A 25,298-nucleotide genomic window follows, 5' to 3' on the forward strand; every position below is an offset into this window, starting at 1 on the left:
GCCAGGCCGCTCAACCAGACTCGCCGAGCCCTTATCCTTGCGCCTGCGAGCCTGCTTTCACAATTTGTCAGGTGGTTTTATGGACAGCATCAACAGCCGCATCGCCGAGGAACTCGGTGTACGCCCACAACAGGTCGAAGCGGCCGTCGCGCTACTCGATGAAGGCTCTACCGTTCCCTTCATCGCCCGTTACCGGAAAGAAGTGACCGGCAGCCTCGACGATACGCAATTGCGTCATCTGGAAGAGCGCCTGCGCTACCTGCGAGAACTCGACGAACGGCGCATCAGCATCCTCGCCAGCATCGAAGAGCAAGGCAAGCTGACGCCGCAACTTGAACGCGACATCAAGCTCGCCGACACCAAGACCCGCCTCGAAGACTTGTACCTGCCGTACAAGCAGAAGCGCCGCACCAAGGGCCAGATCGCCCTGGAAGCCGGCCTCGGCGAACTGGCCGACGGTTTGTTCAACGACCCGTCCCTGAGCCCGGAAACCGAAGCCGCACGTTTCATCGACGCCGAAAAAGGCGTGGCCGACGTGAAGGCAGCCCTCGAAGGCGCCAAGTACATCCTCATGGAGCGCTTCGCCGAAGACGCCGGCCTGCTGGACAAGCTGCGCAACTACCTCAAGCAGGAAGCCACCCTCAGTGCCCGCGTGATTGCCGGCAAGGAGGAGGAAGGCGCCAAGTTCCGCGACTACTTCGAGCACGACGAACCACTGAAAAGCATGCCGTCGCACCGCGCGCTGGCGATTTTCCGGGGCCGCAACGAAGGCATCCTCAGCTCCGCGCTGAAAGTCGGCGACGAACTGCCGGGCACCATGCACCCGTGCGAAGGCATGATCGGCCAGCAATTCGGCATCCAGAACCAGAACCGCGCCGCCGACAAATGGCTGGGAGAAGTGGTGCGCTGGACCTGGAAGGTCAAGCTCTACACCCATCTGGAAACCGACCTGCTGGGCGAACTGCGCGATGGCGCGGAAACCGAAGCGATCAACGTGTTCGCCCACAACCTGCACGACCTGCTGCTGTCGGCCCCGGCCGGCCCGCGCGCCACGTTGGGTCTCGACCCTGGCCTGCGCACCGGCTGCAAGGTGGCGGTGGTTGATTCCACTGGCAAGCTGCTGGATCACGCCACGGTTTATCCGCACGTACCGCACAACAAGTGGGACCAGACCATCGCCGTACTCGCCGCCCTGTGCGCCAAGCACTCGGTGGACCTGATCGCCATCGGCAACGGCACCGCCAGCCGCGAGACCGACAAGCTCGCCGCCGAGCTGATCAAAAAATATCCAGCGATGAAGATGACCAAGGTCATGGTCTCCGAGGCCGGTGCATCGGTTTACTCGGCATCTGAGCTGGCTTCCAAGGAATTCCCGGACCTCGACGTGTCGATCCGTGGCGCCGTGTCGATTGCCCGTCGCCTGCAAGACCCGTTGGCCGAGCTGGTGAAGATCGATCCGAAATCCATCGGTGTCGGCCAGTACCAGCACGACGTGTCGCAGCTGAAACTGGCCCGTGGCCTGGATGCAGTGGTCGAGGACTGCGTGAACGCCGTCGGCGTCGACGTGAACACCGCGTCCGTGGCGCTGCTGGCACGCATCTCCGGTCTCAACGCGACCCTGGCGCAGAATATCGTCAGCCACCGCGACGAGCACGGTGCGTTCAAGACCCGCGCTGCGCTGAAGAAAGTCGCGCGCCTCGGTGAAAAAACCTTTGAACAGGCCGCCGGATTCCTGCGCGTGATGAACGGAGACAATCCCCTGGACGCCTCCGCAGTGCACCCGGAAGCCTATCCACTCGTGCAGCGTATCGCCGCCGAGACCGATCGCGATATTCGTTCGCTAATTGGCGACAGTGGCTTCCTCAAGCGCCTGGACCCGAAAAAATTCACCGACGAAACCTTCGGTCTGCCAACGGTCACCGACATCCTTCAGGAACTGGATAAGCCCGGCCGCGACCCGCGCCCCGAGTTCAAGACCGCCGAGTTCCAGGAAGGCGTCGAAGACCTCAAGGACCTGCAACTGGGCATGATCCTCGAAGGCGTGGTGACCAACGTGACCAACTTCGGTGCCTTCGTCGATATCGGCGTGCATCAGGACGGTTTGGTGCATATCTCCGCGCTTTCGGAGAAGTTCATCAAGGATCCGCGCGAAGCGGTGAAGGCCGGTGACGTGGTGAAAGTGAAGGTCATGGAAGTCGACATCCCGCGCAAACGCGTGGGCCTGTCGATGCGCATGAGCGACACCCCGGGCGAGAAAATCGACGGCGCTCGCGGCGCGCGTCCGGGGTCGGCGCCACGCCAATCCCAGAACACGGCACCGCGCAAGGAAACCACGGCAGCAGCACCGAGCAACAACGCCATGGCTTCGCTGTTCGCCAATGCCAAGCAGTTGAAGAAACGCTGATGGACATTCCCGCCGGGCTGACCGAAAGCGCGTTTTTCAAGCTGTTGGGCTGCCGCTTGCACAGTCTGGAAACCGGGGTGGCGCAAGTCATCCTGGCGCTGGAGCCTGAACTGCGCAATCGCGGTGGCAAGCTGCACGGCGGGGCCTTGTTCAGCCTGGTGGACATTGCCATGGGGCTGGCCTGCTCCAGCACCCATGGCTTTGACCAGCAGAGCGCGACCATCGAATGCAAGATCAACTACATCCGCGCCGTATCCGAAGGCGAGGTGATGTGTACGGCGCGGGTGATCCATCCGGGTCGCCGCACCTTGGTGGTCGAGGCTGATGTGATGCAAGGCGACAAACTGGTCGCAAAAGCGCAAGGCACGTTCGCTGTCCTGTAGCTAGTCGTCATCAATTTGAGTTAATTTCGGCGTTGTGACCGCAGCGTCGGAGTTTCCTGTGGGAGCGAGCCTGCTCGCGAAGGCGATGTGTCAGTCGAAGTCGATGCTGACTGATACTCCCTCCTCGCGAGCAGGCTCGCTCCCACAGGGATTGTGCAATTCCTGACCGATCGGCATGAGGCCTGTGCGGCGCCAAAACCAGGCGAAAACGCCAGTTTTAACTTCACCCTTGTAGACCGTCTTGCCCACCCCCATATTGGGGCGACTGACGCGTGAAGGAATCCAACTTGAGCGAACTTCTCAACCGCCGCCTGGCTCTGCTCGGCGAGCGCGCTAACCTCTCTCTGCTCGAACAGTGCCTTCACGGCATCGAACGTGAATGCCTGCGCGTGACCGGCGAAGGTCGCCTGGCGCAAACGCCGCACCCGGAAGAATTGGGTTCCGCGCTGACCAACGAACAGATCACCACCGACTACTCCGAGTCGCTGCTGGAGTTCATCACTCCGGCCCTGCCAGACCCGGCGGACACCTTGGCGAGCCTGGACAGCATTCACCGTTTTGCCTACAGCAAGCTCGGCAACGAGTACCTATGGAGCCCATCGATGCCGTGCCCGTTGCCGGCCGAGGAAGACATCCCGATCGCCTATTACGGCACGTCCAATATCGGGCAGCTCAAGTACGTGTACCGCAAGGGCCTGGCCCTGCGTTACGGCAAGACCATGCAATGCATTGCCGGCATCCACTACAACTTTTCCCTGCCGGAAAAACTCTGGCCGCTGCTCAGGCAGGCCGAAGGTTTTGTCGGCAACGACCGCGATTTCCAGTCGTCGTCCTACATCGCGCTGATCCGCAACTTCCGCCGCTACAGCTGGCTGCTGATGTACCTGTTCGGTGCGTCGCCGGCGCTGGATGCCGGCTTCCTGCGCGGTCGTTCGCATCAGCTGGAACAACTGGACCCGCACACCTTGTACCTGCCGTACGCCACCAGCCTGCGCATGAGCGACCTGGGTTACCAGAGCAACGCCCAGGCCGGCCTGACGCCGTGCTACAACGATCTGGCCAGCTACACCGACAGCCTGCGCAAAGCGGTGGCCACACCGTATGCGCCGTACGTCGAAGTTGGCACCCACCAGGATGGCGAGTGGGTGCAGCTCAACACCAACATCCTGCAGATCGAAAACGAGTACTACTCCAACATCCGCCCGAAACGCGTGACCTACACCGGCGAGCGGCCGATCCAGGCGCTGATGGCCCGGGGCATCCAGTACGTCGAAGTGCGCTGCCTGGACATCAACCCCTTCCTGCCGATGGGCATCGACCTTACCGAGTCGCGCTTCCTCGATGCGTTCCTGCTGTACTGCGCGCTCAACGAAAGCCCGCTGCTGACCAACACCAGCTGCGGCAACGCGACCTCGAACTTCCTCAGCGTGGTCAAGGAAGGTCGTCGTCCAGGCCTGCAACTGCAACGCGACGGCCAGCCGGTTGATCTGAAGGAATGGGCCGGTGAGCTGCTGGAAAAAATCGCTCCGCTGGCGGCAATGCTCGACCAGAGCCATGGCGGCGATGCCCACAGCAAGGCGCTGGACGCCCAGATGGCCAAGGTCCGGGACCCGTCCCTGACGCCGTCGGCCCAGGTATTGGCGGCCATGGCCGAGCACAAGGAGAGCTTTGCCCAGTTCTCGCTGCGCCAAAGCCAGGCGCACGCCGAGTTCTTCCGCAGCGAGCCGCTGGCGGCCGAGGAGCAAGCCAGGTTCGAAGAACTGGCGCGTTCATCGCTGGCTCAACAGGCTGAGCTGGAACAGAACGAAGTCGGTGATTTCGATGTGTTTGTCGGGGCTTACCAGGCGAGCATTCTGGCGATCAGTAATTAATCATCGCCTGTAAAAAGATCGCAGCCTTCGGCAGCTCCTACATGGAGTCTGCCGCAGGTTGCGATTTTTTTTGGCCGTACGCTGCCTCTGTAGGAGCTGCCGAAGGCTGCGATCTTTTGACCCTTTAACATTGCCCGCTCATAAGCTAATTCTAAAAAGTTATTTATTTTAGAATTCTTAGATCATTTAGTCTCTTTTTCACGCCGACATTCGGTCGCCTGACAAGGAGCTTTCTGATGAAACTGACTTTCCCTCTACGCTTGCTGGCGGCCGCAACCCTGGCTACCGCGAGTTTCTTTGCCCAGGCGGCCGACGTCACCGTCGCCTACCAGACCACCGTTGACCCGGCGAAAGTCGCCCAGGCCGACGGCGCGTACGAAAAGGCTACCAAGGCCGATATCAGCTGGCGCAAATTCGACAACGGTGCCGATATCATCGCCGCCATCGCCTCCGGCGACGTACAGATCGGCTACCTCGGTTCCAGCCCTCTGACCGCTGCCATCACTCGCAAAGTCCCGGTGGAAACGTTCCTCATCGCCACCCAGATCGGCGCCGCCGAAGCCTTGGTCGCCCGCGACGGTTCCGGGATCAAGACCCCGCAAGACCTGATCGGCAAGAAAATCGCCGTGCCGTTTGTATCCACCGGCCACTACAGCCTGCTCGCTGCCCTGAAGCACTGGAACATCGATCCCTCGAAAGTCACCGTTCTCAACCTGGCGCCACCGGCGATCATCGCCGCCTGGAAACGCGGTGACATCGACGCCACCTACGTGTGGGATCCGGCCCTCGGCGTGGCCAAGGAAAACGGCAAGGTACTGATTACTTCCGGTGAATTGGCCAAGTTCGGCGCCCCGACCTTCGATGCCTGGATCGTGCGCAAGGATTTCGCCGAGAAGCACCCGGAGATCATCACCGCGTTCGCCAAAGTGACCCTCGACGCCTACGCCGACTACCGCAAAGACCCACAAGCCTGGCTCGCCAACCAGGGCAACGTCGACAAGCTGGTAAAACTGTCCGGCGCCAAGGCCAGCGATATTCCGCTGCTGCTGCAAGGCAACGTCTACCCGCTGGCAGCTGACCAGGTGCTCACCCTTGGCGCGCCGACCACCAAAGCCATCACCGACACCGCGGCGTTCCTCAAGGAACAAGGCAAGGTCGAGGCGGTACTGCCGGACTACGCGCCGTACGTCAGCGCCAAGTTCATCACCAATTGATCGGGAGTTGACTGCGATGGCATTGCTACAGCTGGAGCGCATCAGCGCACAGTACCCCGGCAACCCGGAACCGGTGTTGGCGGATATCTCCCTGAGCCTCGGGCCCCGGCAATTGCTGGTCGCCCTTGGCCCGTCCGGCAGTGGCAAGACTTCGCTGTTGAACCTGATTGCCGGTTTCGTCGAACCCAGCGCCGGGTGCATCACCCTCGACGGCGTGCCCGTCAAAGGCCCGAGCGCCGAGCGTGGCGTGGTGTTCCAGGACGACGCGCTGCTGCCCTGGCAAGACGTGCTGGCCAACGTCGGCTTCGGCCTGGAGCTGGCCGGTATCGCCCGGGACAAACGCGAAGCTCGCGCCCGGGAAATGCTCGCCCTGGTCGATCTTTCTGGTTTTGAACAACGCCGCATCTGGCAGCTCTCGGGCGGCCAGAAGCAGCGAGTCGGCCTGGCCCGCGCGCTCGCCGCCGACCCGCGCGTGTTGCTGATGGACGAACCTTTCGGCGCCCTCGACGCCTTCACCCGCGAGCAGATGCAGGAACTGTTGCTGCAAGTCTGGCAACGCACCGCCAAGCCGGTCTTCCTGATTACCCACGACATCGAAGAAGCCGTGTTCCTCGCCACCGACCTGATTCTGTTGGCGCCGAACCCGGGGCAAATCGTCGAGCGCCTGAGCCTCGACTTCGGTCAGCGTTATGCCGCCGGTGAGTCGGCCCGCTCGATCAAATCCGATCCGCGTTTTATCGAAACCCGCGAACACGTACTCGCCAAAGTGTTCTCCCAACGCAGCGCCGCCCAGCGGCAGGAGCGCGCATGAGCAGTTACGAAATTCCCGTTGCCGCGATAAAGCCAGGCACTCCTGTGCCTGCGGCACGACGCCGCTTGAGCACTCGCTGGATCAGCGTGCTGACACTGGCCGCGCTCATTGTCATTTGGTGGGCAGTGACGGCGACCGGTTTGATCGAGCCGCTGTTCCTGCCGTCGCCCTCCGCCGTGCTGCAAAAAGGCTGGCTGCTGGCGACCTCGGGTTACATGGACTCAACCCTGTGGCAGCACCTCGGCGCGAGTCTGAGCCGCATCGGCCTGGGCCTCGGCTTTGCGATTCTCACCGCCGTGCCGGTGGGCATCGCCATCGGCGCCAACCGTATCGCCCGTGGCGTGCTCGACCCGTTGATCGAGTTCTACCGGCCCATTCCACCGCTGGCCTACCTGCCGCTGATCGTGATCTGGTGCGGCATCGGCGAACTGTCGAAAGTGCTGCTGATCTACCTGGCGATCTTCGCCCCGATTGCCATTGCCACCGCCACCGGCGTGCGCACGGTCGACCCGGCCAAATTGCGTGCCGCGCAGTCGTTGGGGGCCACTCGCGCGCAGTTGATCCGCCACGTGATTTTACCGAGTGCCTTGCCGGACATTCTGACCGGGGTGCGCATTGGCCTCGGAGTCGGCTGGTCGACCCTGGTCGCTGCCGAATTGATCGCCGCCACCAGCGGTCTTGGCTTTATGGTGCAGTCCGCCGCGCAGTTCCTGGTCACCGACGTGGTGGTCCTGGGGATTCTGGTGATTGCGCTGATCGCCTTTGCGATGGAACTTGGCCTACGCGCCCTGCAACGCAAACTGGTGCCATGGCATGGCCAGGCCCACTAAAGCCTTTTCAGGTAGGCCCCCCTTTTTAAATCACCCCTGTAGGAGCTGCCGCAGGCTGCGATCTTTTGACCTTTCGGTTGAAGGGCAAGATCAAAAGATCGCAGCCTTCGGCAGCTCCTACAGGGGCGGTGTTACCCAGAATTGAAGAGAACCACCCATGAGCCAGTTGACCATCGTCCCTTTGAGTTCTGCCCTCGGTGCGCAAATCAGCGGCGTCGACATCAGCCAGCCGCTGAGCGCGGAACAACGCGACGCCATCGAGCAGGCCCTGCTCAAGCATCAGGTGCTGTTCTTTCGCGACCAACCGATCACGCCACAGCAACAGGCGCGATTCGCCGCGAATTTCGGCGACCTGCACATTCACCCGATCTACCCCAATGTGCCGGAACAACCGGAAGTACTGATCCTCGACACCGCCGTCACCGACGTGCGCGATAACGCGATCTGGCACACCGACGTGACCTTCCTGCCGACCCCGGCCATGGGTGCGGTGCTCAGCGCCAAGCTGCTGCCGGAGTTTGGCGGCGACACCTTGTGGGCCAGCGGAATTGCCGCGTATGAAGCCCTCTCGGCGCCGATGAAAACCTTGCTCGAAGGCCTGACCGCCACCCACGATTTCACCCGCTCGTTCCCGCTGGAGCGCTACGGCAACACGCCCGAGGCGTTGGCCCAGTGGGAGGAAGCACGGCGCAAGAATCCGCCGCTGTCACACCCGGTGATCCGCACGCACCCGGTGAGTGGGCGGCGTTCGCTGTTCGTCAACGAAGGCTTCACCTCGAAGATCAACGAATTGTCGGAAACCGAAAGCGAGGCGATTCTGAAGTTTCTGTTTGCCCACGCCACGCGGCCTGAATTCACCATTCGCTGGCGCTGGCAGCAGGACGACATTGCGTTCTGGGACAACCGCGTGACCCAGCATTACGCCGTGGATGATTACCGGCCGGCGCGGCGGGTGATGCAGCGGGCGACGGTGTTGGGGGATGTGCCGTTTTTTCGGTAAATCCCTGATTTCTTTATTGACTGGTCTGGCCCCTTCGCGAGCAGGCTCGCTCCCACGGGGTATGTGCTTGACACAGATCCAATGTGGGAGCGAGCCTGCTCGCGAAGAGGCCGGAACAGACGCCAGAAAATTACTCGGCTGTAGAAGGCTTCTCCCAAAGATTGATCCCGCCCTCCTGGGCAAACCGGTCAATCTCCGCCAGTTCCTCCGCACTGAAGCTCAGGTTCTTCAGCGCCCCCACGTTCTCGATGATCTGCTCCGGCCGGCTCGCGCCAATCAATGCCGAAGTGACCCGCGGATCGCGCAGGGTCCACGCCAGCGCCAGTTGCGCCAGGCTCTGGCCACGACGCCTGGCGATTTCGTTGAGTGCCCGCACCTGGGCGATGTTGGCCTCGGACAAGTGCGATGCCTGCAACGAACCACCCCCCGGACGATTGACCCGCGCATCCGCCGGCACGCCGTTGAGGTACTTGTCGGTCAGCAATCCCTGCGCCAGCGGCGTGAATGCAATCACACCCGTGCCGAGTTCGTCAGTGGTGTCCAGCAGGTCTTTTTCCACCCAGCGATTGAGCAGGTTGTAGGCCGGTTGGTGGATCAGCAACGGGACTTTCCACTCTTTGAGCAACGTCGCCATTTCGCGGGTTTTCACCCCGGAATAAGACGAGATGCCAATGTACAACGCCTTGCCCTGCTGCACCGCGGTGGCCAGCGCACTGGCCGTTTCTTCCAGTGGCGTGTCCGGGTCGAAACGATGGGAATAGAAGATGTCGACATAGTCCACGCCCAGGCGCTGCAGGCTCTGGTCGAGGCTGGCCAGCACGTACTTGCGCGAACCGCCACCCTGACCGTAAGGCCCTGGCCACATGTCCCAACCGGCCTTGCTGGAGATGATCAATTCGTCGCGGTATTGCTTGAAGTCTTCACGCAGCAAACGGCCGAAGTTGATTTCGGCGCTGCCATAGGGCGGGCCGTAGTTGTTGGCCAGGTCGAAATGGTTGATCCCCAGGTCGAACGCCGTGCGCAGCAACGCGCGCTGGGTATCGATCGGCGTGCTGTCGCCGAAGTTGTGCCACAGGCCCAACGACAGTGCAGGCAGCACCAGCCCGCTGCGGCCCACGCGGCGGTATGGGATGGAGTCGTAGCGGTTTTCGGCAGCGGTGTAGGTCATCGAATCCTCTCTTGTCTATCTTGAATCTGGTATCGACTGCTTCGCCAGTCGCCCAGCATACGCCCGGACGGACACCAGAAAACCCGGGATTCGACTAAATGCTGAAACGTTTCACAGAAATTTGATCTGCCCGGATAATTCAACAGAACAGCGACAGGCTTGCGTGATCCGGGTCGACAGGAACACAGTCGCCAAAGCAACGAAGAAGCGATAACGATCGCAAGGATGGAAGAAGCCATGCACACCACCATCATCATCACCTTCGGCCTGGTCCTGCTCGCGATGATGCTGTTCATCGGCGAGAAGCTCGGCTTCAGCCGCCAGACACTCACCTACAGTTTCGTGATCCTGTGGCTGGCGCTGACGGTGATCAACGGCGCCATCGGCGTGGTGACCGCCGGCCAGTCGTTGAGTACGGAGCTGGGGATCGGCACGATGGTGTTCAGCATTCCGGTGGCGGCGCTGGTGTTGTTCATGGTGCTGAGCGCCGAGAGCTGAAAAGCCCCGGCGCCCTGCCCGCGATCAACGCACCAGATGCAGGAACTGCATGTGCCGCTCGTACTGGTCGAGGATGTCGTTGATGATCTGTTCCTTGGTGTAGCCCACCAGGTCGTAGTCCTGGCTGCCCTCGCTCAGATGCACTTCGGCCCGGTAGTAACGGCGATTGTTGAGTTGCTTGGAACCCATGCCGCCACGGGCAAACGAAGGCGTGAAATAGCCGCGCATCTGCACCTGATAAACAAACGGGTGCTGATCGCCGTGGCCGATTTCCAGGCTGACGCTGTCATGGGCCGGGTCCGGGTGCATGACCACGTGCAAACCCTTTTCCCGGAACACCGCGGACACCTCTTCAATCGCCGGACGCACCGTGGTGTCGAGGAAGCGATAGACCTCATCCCGCGACGGGAAATGCACCGCCTGACTCAGGCGCTGACGCCAACCGCCCCGCCGTGAACCGGACACCGGTGCCAGTGAATGCATCTGCGCGATCTGCTTCTGCGACTCCAGATAAAACGCCTTGTGCAGCCCCCACATCATCAACAGCAAGATCAGCGAGAACGGCAACGAAGTCAGGACCACCGCCGACTTCAACGCATCGATGCTGCCGGAAAACAGCAGCGCGCTGGTCACCAGTGCGGTCATTGCGCCCCAGAACACCCGCAGCCATTTCGGCCCGTCTTCATCGGGATTGCCGCCCTTGGCGGACAGCGTCGACAGCACCACGGTGCCGGAGTCGGCGGAGGTGACGAAGAACACAAAGCTGATGAACACCGTCACCGCGATGACGGTTTTGCTCCACGGGTAGGTTTCCAGCAGCAGGTAAAGCGTCATCGACGGATTGTCGATAGCCGACATGCCGAGCGCGCTCATGCCGTGGTTGAGCACTTGATCGATGGCGCTGTTGCCGAAGATCGACATCCACGCCAGGGTGAAGCCGAGCGGAATCAGCAGCACGCCGAAAACGAATTCGCGGATGGTGCGGCCACGGGAAATCCGCGCGATGAACAAGCCCACGAACGGCGACCATGCGATCCACCAGGCCCAATAGAACACCGTCCAGCCGCCCAGCCAGTCGCTGGGTTTGTCGTAGGCGTAGAGGTCGAAACTCTTCATCGGCAAGGCGCCGAGGTAATCGCCGAGGTTCTGGATCAGGGTGTTGAGCAAGTGCTGCGTGGGGCCGGCGAACAACACGAACAGCAATAGCGCACAGGCCAGCAGCATGTTGATGTCGGACATGACCCGCACGCCCTTGTCGACGCCCGACACCGCAACGATGATCGCCGCGCCCATCATCAGGGTGATCAGGCCGACCTGAACCCACTGGGTGTGGGCGATGCCGAACAGGTAATCGAGGCCAGAGTTGAGGTGCAACACACCAAAGCCCATGTCCGCGCCGAGGCCGAACACCGTGGCGATGATGCCGAAGCCATCCACCGCGTAGCCGATGGGGCCATTGATGCGCTTGCCGATCAGCGGATACAGCGCCGAGCGCAGGGCCAGCGGCAGGTTGTGGCGATAGGCGAAATAGGCCAGCGCCATACCGACAAAGGCGAACACGCCCCAGCCATGTAAACCCCAGTGCAAAAACAGAATCTGCATCGCCTGACGCGCCGCGTCCGCCGTGCCGGCCTCGCCCTGTGGCGGCTGCAGCATGTGGGTCAACGGTTCGGACACACAGAAGAAAAACAGGGTGATGCTGATCCCCGCGGCGAACAGCATGCCGGCCCAGGACAGGTAACTGAATTCGGGCTCGTCGTGGTCGGCACCGAGCTTGATCTTGCCGTAGCCGGACAAGGCGGTGACCACCACGAAGACCAGATACAGGGTCATCGCCAGCAAGTAATACCAGCCGACCGTGTTGGCCGCCCAGTTTTGCGCCGCCAGCAACCAGGCACCGGCCTGCTCGGGCATGGCGATGACAACGACACCAAATAACAGAATGAAGCTCGCCGAGAACCAGAACACCGGCGGATTCATGCGGACCAGGCCGCTTGGAGGGATGGACGATGCACTCATGTACGGTGCACCTCGAAGGGGTAAAACGTGGCTGTAGAAATCGGACTCAGCAAAGGCAAGCCTCCTGTTGTGAGCGGGCGGCGAACCACCGGTTTAACTTGAATGAACGTTCAAGTTAAACATGGATAGGGGGCTAAGGACTAATCGCAGGGCTCGGCGGTAGTGGTTGTACGCTAGCTCAAGGGAGGATCTGGTGCGGGATTGGCGACTCGATTCGGCTTGAAATCCAATCGCGAGCAAGCTCGCTCCCACAGGGTTCAATGCCGGCCACAACAGTTGTGTTCACCAGAGATCCATTGTGGGAGCGAGCTTGCTCGCGATGAGGCCAGACCAGACAACGGAGATTCAAAGGCCTACTTCTGCGCCCCATCTTCATGCTGCAGATTTGCCTGGGTCAGGTTACTGCCCGCCGGCACGCTGCGGGTCAGCCAGACGTTGCCGCCAATGGTCGAACCCTGGCCGATGGTAATCCGCCCCAGAATCGTCGCCCCGGCATAAATCACCACGTCATCCTCGACAATCGGATGCCGAGGCTGCCCCTTCTGCAACTGACCGTCTTCGTCCGCCGGGAAGCGCTTGGCGCCCAGGGTCACGGCCTGATAAATCCGCACGCGCTCGCCGATGATCGCGGTTTCGCCAATCACCACGCCGGTACCATGGTCGATGAAGAAACTGCGGCCGATCTGCGCGCCGGGGTGAATGTCGATGCCAGTGGCCGAATGGGCGATTTCCGCGCTGATTCGCGCCAGCAACGGCAGCCCGGCACGGTACAAATGGTGGGCCAGCCGATGGTGAATCACCGCCAGGATCCCCGGGTAGCACAACAGCACTTCATCGACACTGCGCGCCGCCGGGTCGCCGTGATAGGCCGCCAGAACGTCAGTGTCCAACAGGCTGCGCAACCCCGGCAGGGCGAGGGCGAAGTCCTGGATGATCTGGATGGTCTTGGCTTCGACTTCGGTATCGGCCTGGGCACTGTGGCGCGCGGCATAGCGCAATTCGAGTCGCGCCTGGGCCAACAGTGCATTCAACGCCACATCCAGCGTGTGGCCGACGTAGAAGTCTTCACTCTCTTCGCGCAGGTCAACCGGCCCCAGGCGCATCGGGAACAGCGCACCGCACAAGGCTTCGAGAATCTCTGCCATGGCCGCCCGGGAGGGCAGCTCGCGACCGCCCTGCTCGGTACTGGCCCGGCCATTTTGCGCTCGCCACTGCTCACGCGCGGTGCGCAGCTGGCTGACGATGGTCTGCAATTGCCAATGGCTGGAACGCTCACTCACGGTAAAAACTCCTCACGGGCGACCGGACTGTCTGGCCGCACTGACGGCGATTACTTTACGGCAAGGGCAGCGGGGCAAATTAAGAACCAATAATGCTGTGCTCATTACGATTAGCTATAAGCAATTGACGGTTGCCCAGCCTTTTTCGCGTGCCTATAGTCCTGAGATCTTCCACGGCCAGTACGGACCCATGATCAAACAACAGCTCGCCCGCTTTAACCGCCTCGACCTGCTCGGTCAACCCACCGCCCTGGAAAAACTCGAACGCCTGTCGACCTGGCTGGGTCGCGACCTGTACGTCAAACGCGATGACCTGACGCCGCTGGCAATGGGCGGCAACAAGCTGCGCAAACTCGAATACCTGGCCGCCGATGCGTTGGCCCAGGGTGCCGACACCTTGATCACCGCCGGCGCGCTGCAATCGAACCACGTGCGCCAAACGGCTGCCATTGCGGCGAAACTGGGTCTGGGCTGCGTAGCCCTTCTGGAAAACCCCCTCGGCACCGATGACAGCAATTACACCAGCAACGGCAACCGCCTGCTGCTCGACCTGTTCGATGCCAAGGTCGAACTGGTGGAAAACCTCGACAACGCCGACGAACAACTGCAAGCCCTGGCCGACAGACTGCGCAACAACGGCAAGAAGCCGTATCTGGTGCCGATCGGAGGCTCCAACGCGCTGGGCGCACTCGGTTACGTACGTGCCGGGCTGGAACTGGCCGAACAGATCAAGGACACCGGCCTGACGTTCGCCGCCGTGGTCCTGGCCTCGGGCAGTGCCGGTACCCACAGCGGTCTGGCACTGGCCTTGAGTGAAGCACTGCCGGACCTGCCAGTGATCGGCGTGACGGTCTCGCGCAGCGATGAAGACCAGCGGCCAAAGGTTCAAGGCCTGGCCGAACGCACTGCCGAGCTGCTGGGCGTGGACCTGCCGGACGCTTTCAAGGTCGAGTTGTGGGACGAGTATTTCGCCCCGCGTTATGGCGAGCCGAATGCCGGAACACTGGCGGCGGTGAAGCTGCTGGCGAGTCAGGAAGGCTTGCTGCTGGACCCGGTCTACACTGGCAAGGCCATGGCGGGCCTGCTGGACGGGATCGGGCGTCAGCGTTTCGACGAAGGTCCGATTATCTTCCTGCACACTGGCGGGGCGCCGGCGTTGTTTGCCTATAAGGATTTTCTGTAAGCGATTCAGAAGATCAAGAGATCGCAGCCTTCGGCAGCTCCTACAGGTGCACGCCGATCCATGTAGGAGCTGCCGCAGGCTGCGATCTTTTCCTATGACACACATATTCGATTGAAGAATAACAAAAAGAATATTTATTATTTTCCTATCTAACGGCGGCGTCTTATATTCACGCCGCAGGCGAATTTGCAGCGAGACGCATAAGCTGCATTAGGGCAGGATATCGCAGTCGTCCGATTCCCGAATTTGCCAACTTTCCTAAAGCGTCTTCCATAAGAAAACACAGGGGCTTGTCATGAATTTTTCCGCACTACGTCGCAATCTGCTGGTGGGCTCGCTGGGCCTGGCACTGAGCGCCGGCCTGATTGGCCAAGCCGTTGCCGGTGAGCAACTGCAAAAAATCAAAGACGCCGGCGTGATCAACGTTGGCCTGGAAGGCACTTACCCACCGTTCAGTTTCGTCGATGCCGACGGCAAACTGACCGGCTTCGAAGTCGAGTTCTCCGAAGCCCTGGCCAAAGAGCTGGGCGTCAAGGTCAAACTGCAACCGACCAAATGGGACGGCATCCTCGCGGCCCTGGAATCCAAGCGCCTGGACGCAGTGATCAACCAGGTGACCATCTCCGAAGAACGCAAGAAGAAGTATGACTTCTCCGAGCCGTACACCGTTTCCGGTATCCAGGCGCTGGTGCTGACCAAGAAGGCCGCCGAGCTGAACATCAAGACCGCTGCCGACCTGGGTGGCAAGAAAGTCGGCGTAGGCCTGGGCACCAACTACGAAGAGTGGGTGAAAACCAATGTGCCGACCGCTGACATCCGCACCTACGAAGATGATCCGACCAAGTTCCAGGACCTGCGTGTCGGCCGTATCGACGCCATTCTGATCGACCGTCTGGCGGCACTGGAATACGCCAAGAAAGCCAAGGACACCACCGCCGCCGGTGACGCGTTCTCCCGTCAGGAAGCCGGCATTGCCCTGCGCAAAGGCGAGCCTGAACTGCTGGCCGCGGTGAACAAGGCGATCGACAAGCTGCGCGCCGATGGCACCCTGAAAAAGCTCTCGGAAAAATACTTCAACGCTGACGTCACTCAATAATGGAAGAAGCTTTCCAACTCGCACTGGACTCCGTGCCCTTTCTGCTCAAGGGCGCGTACTACACGGTCATCCTCAGCCTGGGCGGGATGTTCTTCGGCCTGGTGATGGGGTTCGGCCTGGCGCTGATGCGCCTGTCGCGCTTCAAGCTGGTGAGCTGGATCGCCCGCATCTACGTGTCGTTCTTTCGCGGCACGCCGTTGCTGGTGCAACTGTTCGTGATCTATTACGGCTTGCCGCAATTGGGTCTGGAACTTGATCCGCTGCCGGCGGCCCTGATCGGCTTCTCGCTGAACATGGCCGCCTACGCCTGCGAAATCCTGCGTGCCGCGATCAGTTCCATCGAGCGCGGCCAGTGGGAAGCCGCTGCCAGTATCGGCATGACCCGCGCGCAAACCCTGCGCCGGGCCATCCTGCCACAGGCCATGCGCACCGCATTGCCGCCGCTGGGCAACAGCTTCATCTCGCTGGTCAAGGACACGGCGCTGGCCGCTACCATCCAGGTGCCGGAGCTGTTCCGCCAGGCGCAACTGATCACCGCCCGTACCTTCGAAATCTTCACCATGTATCTTGCCGCCGCACTGATCTACTGGGTCCTGGCCACGGTGCTGTCGCACCTGCAGAACCAGTTGGAAGCGCGGGTCAATCGGCACGACCAGGAGTCCTGACCCAATGATTGTCGTGGAAAAACTGACAAAGCAGTTCAAGGGTCAAGTCGTGCTCAATGGCATCGATCTTGAGGTCAAGGAAGGCGAGGTGGTCGCGATCATCGGCCCCAGCGGTTCGGGCAAGACCACCTTCCTGCGCTGCCTGAATTTCCTGGAAGAACCCACCAGCGGCCGGATCAAGGTCGGCGATATCGAGATCGATACCAGCCGTCCCCTGAACCAGCAGCAGAGCCTGGTGCGACGTTTGCGCCAGCACGTGGGCTTCGTGTTCCAGAACTTCAACCTGTTCCCCCATCGCACCGCCCTGGAAAACGTCATCGAAGGCCCGATCGTGGTCAAGAAGACCCCGCACGCCGACGCTGTAGCCCTGGGCAAAAAACTCTTGGCCAAGGTCGGTCTGGCGGGCAAGGAGGACGCTTACCCGCGTCGCCTCTCCGGTGGCCAGCAACAGCGCGTGGCGATTGCCCGGGCGCTGGCGATGGAGCCCGAAGTGATCCTGTTCGATGAGCCGACCTCGGCCCTCGACCCGGAACTGGTGGGTGAGGTATTGGCGACCATCCGCGGCCTGGCCGAAGAGAAGCGCACCATGGTGATCGTCACCCACGAAATGGGTTTTGCCCGGGACGTGGCCAACCGTGTGGTGTTTTTCGACAAGGGCGTGATCGTCGAACAAGGCGAAGCGAAGGCGTTGTTTGCCAACCCGAAAGAAGAGCGAACCCGGCAGTTCCTGAGCAAGTTCCTGAATAACGCTCACAACTAACAGCCCTGCGCAACAACGGTAAACTTCCATGGATGGAAGTGACGCCTCTCGAAAAACCCTTCATTAATACCAAACCAAACTCATCTATTAAACATGCATATCGTGTACACGTGCACGGTACAAATATATGCGTCACGATAATTAATCAATGCCAATTCAACCAGATCCTCTGTCGTAAGACGGTGCCCACGACTTGCACCAATTCGCCCATATTTCCGCGCTTTCAGCAGAAAAATTCGACGCACCGACATGGTTTACTTACTTGGAACCGTAGGAACTTTCTGAATAGCACCACACACCACCCATAACTAACAATTCTTATTGACACCTGATCTCCCTGACTCTTATCTAGTCTCAAACCAACGACACCCCTCACACTTAAATCATTATTTCCGCTCAAAGTAATGAATGGTTTATCTGTTCGATTATTGGTTTTTGATATTCCAGAAACGGACTTCGTTGCAAGACTTCAAGGAGACTTCATGAACAGCACCTCGAACAAATCCGGGCTTGCAGCCCCGACCCTGGCGCAATCCAACAAGGCCGGCATCAACGTCACCTGTGCGGCGCACCTGCTGATCGATGTGGCGCCCTACCCCGCCATGGACGCAGGAGACCTGATCGAACTGTTCTGGGACAACTGCTACGTGGCCTCCCGCGTGCTGACGGCCAGCGATGTCGGCCGACCGGTGCAGTTGCGGGTGCCTGAGAGTTTTGTCGCCAACGGTACTTCGCGCATTCACTACCGGGTCATGCAGATTGGCCGGGGCCCGGCGGTATCGGCCAGTCAAAACGTGCAGATCAAACTCGACTGTCCAGGCGGCCAACCCTCGGCGCTGTGCGGCGATGAAAACCAGTGCCTGGCACCGGTGAGCATTCCCGAGGCGATTCGCCGTCAGGGGGTCAATCCGAGCCAGGTCAAACGTGGTGTTCCCTTGACCATCGAGCCGTACCTGAACATGGCCGTCGACGACGAAATCACCCTGCGCTGGGGCGATGTGCGCCTGGATCTGCCACCGCTCAAGTCCGTCGATGTGGGTCAGCCGATCCAGGTCTGGATACCGCCGGCCATCATCCTCGAGGCCGGCGAAGATCTGCGGCTGGAAGTGACGTACTGCATTCTCGATCGGGTGGGCAACAACTCCCGCTGGGCACCGGCCCGCACGCTGAAGATCGGTTGCGCCAATCCTTATCTGAAAGTCCCGAAACAACAGCACCTCAAGGCTGCCGAGGCCCACAGACGGTGATGCCGTTACTGTAAAAAATCAAAAGATCGCAGCCTTCGGCAGCTCCTACAGGGTTAAGGCCAAACCCCTGTAGGAGCTGCCGAAGGCTGCGATCTTGGCGACAGCGCCATTGTCACCCTTCTATCCATATTCCTAAAAGTTAGTTCATAAAATATTTATACACGTTTAGGGTATATGCACCGGACCACCGGACATTCTTGTTTTCATGCGCGGCCACAAGCAGCGCTTCCATGAGATGTGAGGTAGGTATGGTCCGGAACACAATCACCCCAGTGCAGATCGCCAGGGCATTGCGAGCAGCCAAGGAGTGGCACTGATGTCCAGTCTGGCAGATGCAATCGTCCAGAGTGACCTGGACATCGCCCCGTTGTTGTTGCCCGCACAAATCTTGCGCAACGACGCCCAAGCCATCAAGGCAGCCCACGAACTGGCGCACGTCGCCCGCCTGCAAGCGGCCAAGCGAGACCAGCTGCGCAAGCTCCCATGGTCTGAAATCGAACTGTTCACCCGCAGCGGCCTGGGCAGCATTTCCATCCCCCGCGAGTACGGTGGCCCGCAGGTTTCGTTCGTCACCCTGGCCGAGGTCTTCGCGATCATTTCCGCCGCCGACCCGGCGCTTGGGCAGATTCCGCAGAACCAGTTCGGCATTCTTAACCTGATCCTCGGCAGCGCCACCGAAGCGCAGAAAAGACAACTGTTCAAAAGCGTCCTGGATGGCTGGCGCATCGGCAATGCCGGGCCGGAACGCGGCACCAAGAACACCCTGGAACTGAAAGCGCGCATCACCGCCGACGGCGTCCTCAACGGCCAGAAGTTCTATTCCACCGGTGCACTGTTCGCCCATTGGGTTGCGGTCAAGGCATTGAACGACGACGGCAAACAAGTGCTGGCGTTCATCCGTCGCGGCACGCCGGGACTACGCATCGTCGATGACTGGTCCGGCTTTGGTCAGCGCACCACCGCCAGCGGCACGATTTTGCTCAACAACGTGCAGGTCGATTCCGAACTGGTGGTGGATAACTGGCGGATCAACGACACGCCGAACATCCAGGGCGCCGTCTCCCAACTGATTCAGGCGGCCATTGACGCCGGTATCGCCCGGGGCGCCATCGACGACGCCATCGACTTCGTGAAAAACCGCGCCCGGCCGTGGATCGACGCCAAGGTCGAGCGGGCCAGCGATGACCTGTACGTGATCGCCGATATCGGCAAACTGAAAATCGAACTGCACGCCGCCGAAGCGCTGCTGCGCAAGGCCGGGCAGGTACTCGATGAAGTCAGCGCCACACCGCTCACCGCCGGGTCCGCCGCCCGCGCCTCGATTGCCGTGGCCGAAGCCAAAGTGCTGACCACCGAGATTTCGTTGCAGGCCAGCGAAAAGCTGTTCGAACTGGCCGGCAGCCGCGCCACCCTCGCCGAATTCAACCTCGACCGCCACTGGCGCAATGCCCGGGTGCACACGCTGCACGATCCGGTGCGCTGGAAATACCACGCCATCGGCGCCTATCGCCTCAACGGCACGCTGCCTAATCGTCATTCCTGGATTTAACGACCAGACATCTGGAGAAGCACATGAGCATTTCTCACCCCGTCGCGGTCATTACCAGCGATGAGCAAGCCCTGATTGTCGCCAGCGATCTGGCCGAAGATTTCAAACGTGACAGCGCCACACGCGACCGTGAACGCCGTCTGCCACACCCGGAACTGGAGGTGTTTTCCCGCTCGGGCCTGTGGGGCATCAGCGTGCCAAAGGAATATGGCGGCGCCGGTGTTTCCAACGTCACCCTGGCCAAGGTCATCGCTCTGATCGCCCAGGCCGATGGCTCGCTGGGGCAAATTCCACAGAACCATTTTTATGCCCTCGAAGTGCTGCGCGTGAACGGCAGCCATGAGCAGAAAATACGACTTTATGCCGAAGTGCTGGCCGGCCAGCGCTTCGGCAATGCCCTCGCCGAACTCGGCACCAAAACCGCCCATGATCGCATCACCAGCCTGACCCGCGATGGCAGCGGCTATCGCATCAATGGCCGCAAGTTCTACGCCACCGGTGCGATTTACGCCCAGCGCATTCCCACCTCGGTGGTGGATGAAAACGGCGTGCAGCAACTGGCGTTCGTCCCGCGCAACAGCAAGGGCCTCACCGTAATTGACGACTGGAGCGGCTTCGGCCAGCGCACCACCGGCAGCGGTTCGGTGGTGTTCGAAGATGTCTACGTCGCGGCCGACGATGTCATCCCCTTTCAAAGCGCTTTCGAGCGCCCGACCCCGGTCGGCCCGCTGGCGCAGATTCTCCATGCCGCCATCGACACCGGCATCGCCCGCGCCGCGTATGAAGATGCGCTGCACTTCGTACGCAGCAAAACCCGGCCGTGGATCGACGCCACCCACGAAAAAGCCACGGACGATCCGCTGACCCTCAAGAGCTTCGGCCACCTGAGCATTCGCCTGCACGCCGCCGAGGCACTGCTGGAGCGTGCAGGTGAATACCTCGACGAAGCCCAGGCCGACACCCAGGCCGAGACCGTCGCAGCCGCATCGATTGCCGTCGCCGAAGCCCGCGCCCTGAGCACCGAAATCTCCCTGGCCGCCGGCAGCACGCTGTTCGAACTGGCCGGCAGCCAGGCGACCTTGATCGAACACGGTCTCGACCGCCACTGGCGCAACGCCCGGGTGCACACCCTGCACGACCCGGTGCGCTGGAAGTACCACGCCGTGGGCAACTACTACCTCAACGATGAAAACCCGCCACTACGGGGGACCATCTGAATGGCCAAGAAAAAGATCCTGCTCAATGCCTTCAACATGAACTGCATCGGGCACATCAACCACGGTTTGTGGACGCACCCGCGCGACACATCCACCCGTTACAACACGATCGAATACTGGACCGAACTGGCGCAATTGCTCGAGCGCGGGCTGTTCGACGGCCTGTTCATCGCCGACATCGTCGGCGTCTACGACATCTACCAGAACTCGGTGGACGTGCCGTTGAAAGAGTCGATCCAGCTGCCGGTCAACGACCCGTTGTTGCTGGTGTCGGCCATGGCCGCGGTGACGAAAAATCTCGGTTTCGGCCTGACCGCCAACCTCACCTACGAAGCGCCGTACCTGTTCGCCAGACGCCTGTCGACGCTGGATCACCTCAGCCGTGGCCGGGTCGGCTGGAACATCGTCACCGGCTACCTCGACAGCGCCGCCAAGGCCATGGGCCTGAGCGAACAGGTCGAGCATGACCGCCGCTACGACCAGGCCGACGAGTACCTGGAGGTGCTCTACAAACTCCTGGAAGGCAGCTGGGAAAACGGCGCGGTACTGAACGATCCACAGCAGCGGATCTATGCGCAGCCTGAGAAAGTGCACAAGGTCGAGCACAAGGGCGAGTTCTATCAGGTCGAGGGTTATCACCTCTGCGAACCCTCGCCGCAGCGCACACCGGTGCTGTTCCAGGCCGGCAGTTCGGATCGCGGTTTGCTGTTCGCCGGGCGACATGCCGAGTGCGTGTTCATCAGCGGCCAGAACAAACCATCGACCAAGGCTCAGGTGGACAGGGTCCGTGCCAGTGCCGTCGAAGCCGGGCGCAATCCCGAGGACATCAAGGTGTTCATGGGCCTGAACGTGATCGTCGGCGCCACCGAAGAGCTGGCCTGGGCCAAGCACGCCGAGTACCTGAGCTATGCCAGTGCCGAAGCCGGCGTGGCGCACTTTTCGGCGTCCACCGGGATCGATTTTTCCCAATATGAAATCGACGAGCCGATCCAGTACGTGAAGAGCAACGCGATCCAGTCCGCCACCAAACACCTGCAAAACAACGACTGGACCCGCCGCAAATTGCTGGAGCAACACGCCCTCGGTGGCCGCTACATCACCGTGGTCGGCTCACCGCAGCAAGTGGCGGATGAGCTGGAATCGTGGATCGCTGAAACCGGGCTGGATGGTTTCAACCTGACCCGCATCGTCACCCCGGAAAGCTATGAGGATTTCATCGAGCTGGTGATTCCCGAGTTGCAGCGGCGGGGGTCGTACAAGACGGCATACGACAGCGGCACCTTGCGCGAAAAGCTGTTTCAGCAGGAGGCGCACTTGCCCGAGCAACATACCGGCTCGGCTTACCGCCGCTAAAAAGCTTCGCGAGCAGGCTCGCTCCCACAGGGATTGTGTGAACACCCGAGATCCATTGTGGGAGCGAGCCTGCTCGCGAAGAGGCCCGACCAAACAACACAAACCTTATGCACTGACTGGATAACTCATCATGAAAAAGCACTCCCTCTCTCACCCAGTCAAAGCACTGGCCCTGGCCCTCGGCCTGTTCAGCTCTGCAGTTTTCGCCGCCGACGCGCCGCTGAAAATCGGCACCACCGCCGCGTTCGCCATTCCCCTTGAAGCCGCCGTCGAAGAGGCTTCCAGACAAGGCCTGAAAGTCGAGCTGGTGGAGTTCACCGACTGGATCGCGCCGAACGTCAGCCTCGCCGCCGGCGACATCGACGTGAACTACTTCCAGCACATCCCGTTCCTGGAAAACGCCAAGGCCGCCTCGGGTTTCGACCTGGTGCCGTTCGCGCCGGGGATCATCAACAACGTCGGCCTCTACTCAAAGAAATACAAAAGCTTCGACGAACTGCCACAAGGCGCCAGCGTGGCCATCGCCAACGACCCGATCAACAGCGGTCGAGGCTTGCAACTGCTGGCCAAGGCCGGCCTGATCACCCTCAAGCCCGGCGTCGGCTACAAGGCCACCGAAGAAGACATCATCGCCAACCCGAAGAACATCAAGATCCTCCAGGTCGAAGCCGTGCAACTGGTACGCGCCTATGACGATGCCGATCTGGTGCAGGGCTACCCGGCCTATATTCGCCTATCGAAAACCTTCGACGCGGGCTCCGCGCTGCTGTTCGACGGCCTCGATCACAAGGAGTACGTGATTCAGTTCGTGATCCAGCCGAAAAGCAAAACCGACCCGCGCCTGATCAAGTTCGTCGACATCTACCAGCACTCACCCGCAGTGCGCGCCGCACTGGATAAGGCTCACGGCAAGCTCTACCAAGCCGGTTGGGAAAGCTGAGCATGACCGCCGCCATCCAACGGCGACTGGAGACTCCAGAGCCGCACAGCGCCGAGCGCACCGAGCTGCGTCCCGAACTCAACCATGCCCACGTGCGCTTCATCGGCCTGGGCAAAACCTACAACGGCCAGCAAGGCCCGGTGGCCGCGTTGCACGGCATCGACCTGGCGATCCAGCGCGGCGAAGTGTTCGGCATCATCGGCCGCAGCGGCGCCGGCAAATCGTCACTGATTCGCACCATCAATCGCCTGGAGCAACCGAGCAGTGGTCGGGTACTGATCGATCAGGTCGACATCGGCGAATTCGACGAAGACCGCCTGGTGGCGCTGCGTCGGCGCATCGGCATGATCTTCCAGCACTTCAACCTGATGTCGGCCAAGACCGTTTGGCAGAACGTCGAACTGCCTTTGAAAGTCGCTGGCGTGCCCAAGGAAAAACGCGAGCAGAAAGTCCGTGAGCTGCTGGAACTGGTCGGCTTGCAGGCCAAACACAAGGCTTACCCGGCGCAACTTTCCGGCGGGCAGAAACAGCGCGTGGGCATCGCCCGGGCGCTGGTGCATGACCCGCAAATCCTGCTATGCGACGAAGCCACCTCGGCACTGGACCCGGAGACCACGCAATCGATCCTCGGCCTGTTGCGCGAGATCAATCAACGCCTGGGCCTGACCATTGTGCTGATCACCCACGAGATGGCGGTGATCCGCGAGATCTGTGATCGGGTAGTCGTCCTCGAACACGGGCGGATCGTCGAGCAAGGGCCGGTGTGGGAAGTCTTCGGCAATCCACAGCATGAGGTCAGCAAGACGTTGCTGGCGCCCTTGCAACACGCATTGCCGGAAGAGCTGCAAAGCCGTCTGCAGCCGCAATCGAGCGCCCCGGATGCAGCCGTGGTCCTGCGCTTGCAGTTCACCGGCAACCAACGCGACGAGCCGGACCTGGCGGCACTGTTCAGCGCCCTCGGAGGCCGCGTGCGATTGCTGCACGGCGGCGTGGAACGGATTCAGGGCCATGCCCTTGGGCAACTGCTGTTGGCGGTGACGGGCTCACCCCTCGGTGCCGAAGAATTGCGTCAACGCGCCAGCCAATGGGCGCAACAGGTGGAGGTACTGGGTTATGTGGTTTGATCGCTTGCTGCAGGGCTTTATCGACACGTTCCTGATGGTCGGCGTGTCGTCGTTGATCGCGCTGTTGGCGGGCATTCCGCTGGCGGTGATCCTGGTCACCAGCTCCAAGGGCGGTATCTACGAAGCCCCGGCGCTGAACCGCGTTTTGGGTGCGTTCGTGAACCTGTTTCGCTCGGTTCCTTTCCTGATTTTGATGGTCGCATTGATTCCATTCACTCGTCTCATCGTCGGCACCACTTACGGCGTCTGGGCGGCCGTGGTGCCGTTGACCATCGCAGCCACGCCGTTCTTTGCGCGCATTGCCGAGGTCAGCTTGCGCGAGGTCGATCATGGGTTGATCGAAGCGGCGCAAGCCATGGGCTGCCGACGGTGGCACATCGTCTGGCATGTGTTGTTGCCGGAAGCACTGCCGGGGATTGTCGGTGGGTTCACCATTACCCTGGTGACCATGATCAACTCGTCGGCCATGGCCGGGGCGATTGGCGCGGGCGGGTTGGGGGATATTGCCTATCGGTATGGGTATCAGCGGTTTGATAGCCAGATCATGTTGACGGTGATTGTGCTGCTGGTGGCGTTGGTGGCTGTGATTCAGTTGGGTGGGGATCGGTTGGCTCGGGGGTTGAATAAGCGTTGAGCGCTAGCCGGTTCAGTTTTTCTACACATTACAGCGTAACGGTGAAGCAATA

At 61.0% G+C, this 25,298-nt stretch carries 22 protein-coding genes; 19 read left to right on the forward strand and 3 right to left on the reverse strand.

Translation table 11 applies throughout. From position 1 onward, the window contains the following. The first annotated feature begins 79 nt into the window (after positions 1–79). The 7 genes from AC3WJW_RS05910 (at position 80) to tauD (ending at position 8,513) form a co-directional block, all read left to right on the forward strand. The gene (locus AC3WJW_RS05910; RefSeq protein WP_102700223.1) at positions 80–2,404 is read left to right on the forward strand and encodes a Tex family protein; all 2,325 of its coding nucleotides are present in this window, start codon (positions 80–82) and stop codon (positions 2,402–2,404) included. Continuing rightward, complete coding sequence (locus tag AC3WJW_RS05915; protein ID WP_493725420.1) at positions 2,404–2,787, forward strand: PaaI family thioesterase; 384 nt, start codon at positions 2,404–2,406, stop codon at positions 2,785–2,787. The genes AC3WJW_RS05910 and AC3WJW_RS05915 overlap by 1 nt, the downstream gene beginning before the upstream one ends. 287 nt (positions 2,788–3,074) lie before the next feature. After that, the gene (gene gshA / locus AC3WJW_RS05920; RefSeq protein WP_493725421.1) at positions 3,075–4,658 is read left to right on the forward strand and encodes a glutamate--cysteine ligase; all 1,584 of its coding nucleotides are present in this window, start codon (positions 3,075–3,077) and stop codon (positions 4,656–4,658) included. A 236-nt stretch (positions 4,659–4,894) separates the two neighbouring features. Beyond that, positions 4,895–5,872, forward strand: coding sequence for a taurine ABC transporter substrate-binding protein (tauA, locus tag AC3WJW_RS05925; RefSeq protein WP_493725422.1), 978 nt, complete (start codon positions 4,895–4,897; stop codon positions 5,870–5,872). Between the two features lie 16 nt (positions 5,873–5,888). Next, positions 5,889–6,683: a taurine ABC transporter ATP-binding subunit gene (gene tauB / locus AC3WJW_RS05930; protein ID WP_493725423.1), complete on the forward strand. Its 795-nt coding sequence runs from the start codon at positions 5,889–5,891 to the stop codon at positions 6,681–6,683. Then, a complete protein-coding gene (gene tauC / locus AC3WJW_RS05935; RefSeq protein WP_429518396.1) occupies positions 6,680–7,513 on the forward strand; it encodes a taurine ABC transporter permease TauC in 834 nt (277 codons plus the stop codon). Before tauB ends, tauC begins: the two co-directional genes overlap by 4 nt. Before the next feature lie 157 nt (positions 7,514–7,670). After that, positions 7,671–8,513: a taurine dioxygenase gene (gene tauD / locus AC3WJW_RS05940; RefSeq protein ID WP_492585301.1), complete on the forward strand. Its 843-nt coding sequence runs from the start codon at positions 7,671–7,673 to the stop codon at positions 8,511–8,513. 130 nt (positions 8,514–8,643) lie between these two features. Here the strand turns inward: tauD and mgrA are convergent, their stop codons facing one another. Beyond that, positions 8,644–9,681, reverse strand: a complete 1,038-nt coding sequence (gene mgrA / locus AC3WJW_RS05945) for an L-glyceraldehyde 3-phosphate reductase (protein WP_493725424.1) — start codon at positions 9,679–9,681, stop codon at positions 8,644–8,646. A gap of 237 nt (positions 9,682–9,918) precedes the next feature. Here mgrA and AC3WJW_RS05950 point away from each other — a divergent pair, with 237 nt between their 5' ends. Continuing rightward, entirely contained in the window at positions 9,919–10,179 is a 261-nt protein-coding gene (locus AC3WJW_RS05950) for a hypothetical protein (RefSeq protein WP_007972888.1), read from the forward strand. Positions 10,180–10,203: 24 nt separating this feature from the next. Here the strand turns inward: AC3WJW_RS05950 and betT are convergent, their stop codons facing one another. Both betT and epsC read right to left on the reverse strand, forming a co-directional pair. After that, complete coding sequence (betT, locus tag AC3WJW_RS05955; RefSeq protein WP_162130348.1) at positions 10,204–12,159, reverse strand: choline transporter BetT; 1,956 nt, start codon at positions 12,157–12,159, stop codon at positions 10,204–10,206. Positions 12,160–12,551: 392 nt separating this feature from the next. After that, a complete protein-coding gene (epsC, locus tag AC3WJW_RS05960; protein WP_007972891.1) occupies positions 12,552–13,478 on the reverse strand; it encodes a serine O-acetyltransferase EpsC in 927 nt (308 codons plus the stop codon). A 190-nt stretch (positions 13,479–13,668) separates the two neighbouring features. On the opposite strand from epsC, the gene AC3WJW_RS05965 reads away from it, so the two are divergent. The 11 genes from AC3WJW_RS05965 (at position 13,669) to AC3WJW_RS06015 (ending at position 25,246) form a co-directional block, all read left to right on the forward strand. Then, positions 13,669–14,661 (forward strand): D-cysteine desulfhydrase, encoded by a 993-nt coding sequence (locus AC3WJW_RS05965; RefSeq protein ID WP_493725425.1) that lies wholly within the window; start codon positions 13,669–13,671, stop codon positions 14,659–14,661. Positions 14,662–14,956: 295 nt separating this feature from the next. Then, complete coding sequence (tcyJ, locus tag AC3WJW_RS05970; protein WP_095964502.1) at positions 14,957–15,757, forward strand: cystine ABC transporter substrate-binding protein; 801 nt, start codon at positions 14,957–14,959, stop codon at positions 15,755–15,757. Then, positions 15,757–16,422, forward strand: a complete 666-nt coding sequence (gene tcyL / locus AC3WJW_RS05975; RefSeq protein ID WP_007972897.1) for a cystine ABC transporter permease — start codon at positions 15,757–15,759, stop codon at positions 16,420–16,422. Before tcyJ ends, tcyL begins: the two co-directional genes overlap by 1 nt. 4 nt (positions 16,423–16,426) lie before the next feature. Beyond that, the gene (gene tcyN, locus AC3WJW_RS05980) at positions 16,427–17,182 is read left to right on the forward strand and encodes an L-cystine ABC transporter ATP-binding protein TcyN (RefSeq protein WP_007972898.1); all 756 of its coding nucleotides are present in this window, start codon (positions 16,427–16,429) and stop codon (positions 17,180–17,182) included. Between the two features lie 482 nt (positions 17,183–17,664). Next, complete coding sequence (locus tag AC3WJW_RS05985) at positions 17,665–18,429, forward strand: hypothetical protein (protein WP_493725426.1); 765 nt, start codon at positions 17,665–17,667, stop codon at positions 18,427–18,429. 316 nt (positions 18,430–18,745) lie between these two features. Then, positions 18,746–19,978: an SfnB family sulfur acquisition oxidoreductase gene (locus tag AC3WJW_RS05990; RefSeq protein WP_493725427.1), complete on the forward strand. Its 1,233-nt coding sequence runs from the start codon at positions 18,746–18,748 to the stop codon at positions 19,976–19,978. Between the two features lie 23 nt (positions 19,979–20,001). After that, positions 20,002–21,195: an SfnB family sulfur acquisition oxidoreductase gene (locus AC3WJW_RS05995; protein WP_493725428.1), complete on the forward strand. Its 1,194-nt coding sequence runs from the start codon at positions 20,002–20,004 to the stop codon at positions 21,193–21,195. After that, entirely contained in the window at positions 21,196–22,548 is a 1,353-nt protein-coding gene (locus AC3WJW_RS06000) for an LLM class flavin-dependent oxidoreductase (protein WP_493725429.1), read from the forward strand. Between the two features lie 130 nt (positions 22,549–22,678). Further along, positions 22,679–23,488, forward strand: a complete 810-nt coding sequence (locus AC3WJW_RS06005) for a MetQ/NlpA family ABC transporter substrate-binding protein (RefSeq protein ID WP_493725430.1) — start codon at positions 22,679–22,681, stop codon at positions 23,486–23,488. 2 nt (positions 23,489–23,490) lie between these two features. Next, positions 23,491–24,612, forward strand: a complete 1,122-nt coding sequence (locus AC3WJW_RS06010; protein WP_493725431.1) for a methionine ABC transporter ATP-binding protein — start codon at positions 23,491–23,493, stop codon at positions 24,610–24,612. Continuing rightward, on the forward strand, positions 24,602–25,246 hold the full coding sequence (locus tag AC3WJW_RS06015) for a methionine ABC transporter permease (protein ID WP_102701880.1): 645 nt from the start codon (positions 24,602–24,604) through the stop codon (positions 25,244–25,246). The genes AC3WJW_RS06010 and AC3WJW_RS06015 overlap by 11 nt, the downstream gene beginning before the upstream one ends. Positions 25,247–25,298 lie beyond the last annotated feature (52 nt).

This window comes from Pseudomonas sp. GW821-FHT07G06, assembly GCF_058986625.1.